We start from the raw sequence: 3,507 nt of genomic DNA on the forward strand, positions 1-3,507 counted from the left end.
CTATGGCATTTATAGCAATATTAATTATACCAAGCCTTATCGTAGGAGTATCATCTTATAATAAAGCAAAAACAGATCTTAATGAAACAATTCTACAATCAGCAAAAGATAATATAAGTATTTTAGATAAGATTGTTGATGATGAATTAGAAAATAAGCATACAGATATCACTCATTTTGCAAAGGTACTCACACAAGGGGATTATAATCCTGAACAATCGCAAAATGTACAGAATAAATTTGATCAATATATACAGTTACATCCAGAGATAGAAACGATTTATACGGCATCCAGTAACAATCAATTTATTCATGCACCTGTTGGAAAAATACCAGAAGGGTTTAATCCGCTAGAAAGCAGTTGGTATAAGGATGCAGTAAAAGCAGATGGAGAGATTATTGTTTCATCTCCATATAAATCAAAGTCTACAGGAAATATGGTAATTGCAATTGCAAAGCAGAATGCAGATAAAAGTGGTGTCATTGGCGTAGATTTGAATATTAAAGATATCGTAAAAACATCCAAAATGATAAAAATTGGGAAGCAAGGATTTGTATCTATAGTTAGTCAAGATAAAACTATAGTTGTTCATCCATCACTAAAACCTGGAGAGAAATTAGATAAAACTTTAGTGGATGAATTGTACAAGACAGAAGATGGAGTAATTACTTATAGCCTCAATGGTGAAGATCGAAATATAAGCTTTAAGACAAATAAAAAAACAGGTTGGAAAATAGCTGGCGTAATGCCTACGAAAGAAATTGAAGAAGCTACCAATCCTATTTTTTATAAAACGCTCACTATAATAGGTGCTTCATTATTGTTAGGTGGAATTGTAATTCTATTCATACTCAAATCTATAATTACTCCACTAAGACAATTAGTCATTTCAGCTCAAAGAATTAGTCAAGGAGATTTAACCGAGAAAATAGATATTCGTTCAAAGGATGAACTTGGTCAATTAGGTGGTAGTTTCAATACAATGGCAGAGTCGTTACGTAATATTATTTCTCAAATTAACACATCTGCAGGACATGTAGCTGCGTCTTCTGAGGAACTAACTGCTAGTGTAGAGCAAGCAAGTGTTGCGACAGAACAAATTACAAAAGAGATGGAAGAAATCTCGAACAGTGCAGAGGTTCAAAATAATGAAGTTGAGTCTGGAGCTGAATTAATTGGTGAGGTAACACGAAATATTCAATACGTAGCTGAGAATGCTTCTGAAGTATCGGCTTCATCCATATACACTAAACAAAAAGCAAATGAAGGTGAACAATTAGTAGAACAAACTGTAACACAAATGCAGTCTATCCATCACTCTGTTTCTCAATCCGATAATGTCATAAAATTATTAGATAAGAAATCACAGCAAATTGGCAGTATATTAGAAGCGATTCAAAATATTGCGGAACAAACAAATTTATTAGCATTAAATGCAGCGATTGAAGCAGCTAGAGCTGGGGAACAGGGGAGAGGATTTGCAATTGTTGCCGATGAAGTTAGAAAGTTGGCGGAGCAATCATCCGGATCTTCAATGGAAATTGGAAGTTTAATTAAAGAAATACAAGCAGACGTACATGAGACTGTAAAAGCTATGAATGAAGTAGGCGTAGAAGTACAGTCGGGAATTAAGGTTGCGAATGATACAAAACAAAGTTTTTATGAGATTTCAAAATCTGCAAATGATATTGTGTCAAAAGTGCATGATATGGTGGAACTATCTAATACAATGACTACTGATGCAATGAAAGTCGATACATCGATTGATCAAATAGCTATGGCTGTAAAAGAAAATTCTTCAAGTATGCAAACGATAGCTGGTTCATCTGAGGAACAACATGCTTCTATGGAAGAGATAAATTCTTCAGCAATACAATTAGCACAGATGGCGGAAGAACTTCAAGAGTTAATTGGTGGATTTAAGATTTAAGTTGAGATTCTAGGAGAGAATGCTAGAATCTTGTTACAGAGTGGAAATGAAAAATCTTATAACATAGTAAATAAGTATAATATGTACTCTCTATGCGTATTGAACAGGCAGATAAGCCATTTAAAAACCCTCCAAATGGAGGGTTTTTAAATACATTTACATTAAATTTGTGGTGGTGCACCACCATAATCGCCAACACTATATGAAGGAGCAGGATAATGCCCATGAGTAGCAAGCTGATCTGTTTTAGAAAACTGAAAAATTCCCACCGTTAATACCCCAATAAAAGCAATGCTTGATAATAATAAGCTAATTTTTTTCATTATTTTAACACTCCTTTTGCGATTGATTTTTGTCTTGCTTGATAACAAATATGGAAATAGTCACTTACTTTTTGGTGGTTCTCTAATTGTCTACATTTTGTGGCAAATAATTCGGCGTATTCGACAACATATTCCCATAATTCTTCTTCCTCAAAGTATAAGATTCCTTCTTGAATGATTTTTTCTAATTCTTCCAATGGAATATTTTCATTTAATTTTTTTAAAATAGAGAAGTGGTGTGTATATTCTTCGTTATGAATCTCTCTGCAAATCTGTAGTCCCTTATCAATGAGTTGGCTGGCCGTTGATTGTTCTCCTAACTTATAATGTTCCTTAGCTTGTAGGAAGATGGCCTTGAAGTGTGTAGGGATTTTCTCTGTTACTTCTGAAAGGTGACGAATAGCTAAAGTAGACATACTTTGATCAGAATACAGCCACCCCATAGTATTTTTTACGTATAACAAGGAATCTTCTTCCCTATTTTTTTGTAGTAAATCAATTGCACAATGTAGATATTCTTCTGCTTGTTCGTACTGTTTTAAATAGATGCAGCAACCACCTAGCAAACTATTACAAAAGGCTGTTTTTACTTCATAACCTTCGTACTTTGAAAAGATTGCTCTCGATTTATTTGCGTATTCGATAGAAGCGAGATTGTTATAGGTATGGTGATAGAAAGTAGCAATTCTATAGTAAAATTCGGCGTGTTCAATTTCATCTGGTATAGCTACCAATATTTTTTCTGCTAGTTTATAATGTTCCTCTGCCTCAGTATAATTTGATATAAAAGTGGAATGAATGGATTTGAAAAAATGATAATAGAATTGTAGAAATTGATCTGTAGGCATATCATAATCGCTAATAGTATCAAAACTATTTTGTTGAATACCAAGGCTATCTGTTAAGACCTTGTAACGAAATTCGAGTAGTGAATAGTATAGTAACAAATTTTGATCCTGATGCTCTTGATTCGGTTCAATGCTTAACTTACTAATTTTTTCATCAATTTTCTTTTTTAGATTAGTAGCTTTTATAACTTGCTGAGATAGCATAGATCGATACCAGTCGTTCAATAGAGAGGTTAATTGCTCATTTCCTTTTACTGAGACACTCATAATATACGCCCCCATTTTCTAAAAAAATCCTAATCCAATTTAATTATAAACATCATAACAAAATAGAAGAAAAAATGGAGTGATATTACAATATTTTTCAAGAAAATTCATAAAAAACAATCAATTCGTGTCGAATAT

General features: G+C 33.0%; 3 protein-coding genes. 1 reads left to right on the top strand and 2 read right to left on the bottom strand.

The window, feature by feature from the left end; genetic code table 11:
* Window positions 1-2: 2 nt before the first annotated feature.
* A complete protein-coding gene (locus tag ACQGS6_RS24825; protein WP_002005511.1) occupies window positions 3-1,931 on the top strand; it encodes a methyl-accepting chemotaxis protein in 1,929 nt (642 codons plus the stop codon).
* Between the two features lie 161 nt (window positions 1,932-2,092).
* Here ACQGS6_RS24825 and ACQGS6_RS24830 read toward each other — a convergent pair whose 3' ends face one another.
* Together ACQGS6_RS24830 and ACQGS6_RS24835 are read right to left on the bottom strand one after the other, a co-directional pair.
* Complete coding sequence (locus ACQGS6_RS24830; RefSeq protein WP_000724116.1) at window positions 2,093-2,254, bottom strand: hypothetical protein; 162 nt, start codon at window positions 2,252-2,254, stop codon at window positions 2,093-2,095.
* Window positions 2,254-3,369: a Rap family tetratricopeptide repeat protein gene (locus ACQGS6_RS24835; protein ID WP_000116963.1), complete on the bottom strand. Its 1,116-nt coding sequence runs from the start codon at window positions 3,367-3,369 to the stop codon at window positions 2,254-2,256. The genes ACQGS6_RS24830 and ACQGS6_RS24835 overlap by 1 nt, the downstream gene beginning before the upstream one ends.
* Window positions 3,370-3,507: the final 138 nt, after the last annotated feature.

The organism is Bacillus sp. GMs2/2, from assembly GCF_050172095.1.
Taxonomy (GTDB): Bacteria; Bacillota; Bacilli; order Bacillales; family Bacillaceae_G; genus Bacillus_A; species Bacillus_A cereus.

What these genes read in the sequence shown, in the direction of transcription:
- ACQGS6_RS24825 (WP_002005511.1), top strand. Translation starts at nt 3, where the DNA reads ATGGCATTTATAGCAATATTAATTATACCAAGCCTTATCGTAGGAGTA.
- ACQGS6_RS24830 (WP_000724116.1), bottom strand. Translation starts at nt 2,254, where the DNA reads ATGAAAAAAATTAGCTTATTATTATCAAGCATTGCTTTTATTGGGGTA.
- ACQGS6_RS24835 (WP_000116963.1), bottom strand. Translation starts at nt 3,369, where the DNA reads ATGAGTGTCTCAGTAAAAGGAAATGAGCAATTAACCTCTCTATTGAAC.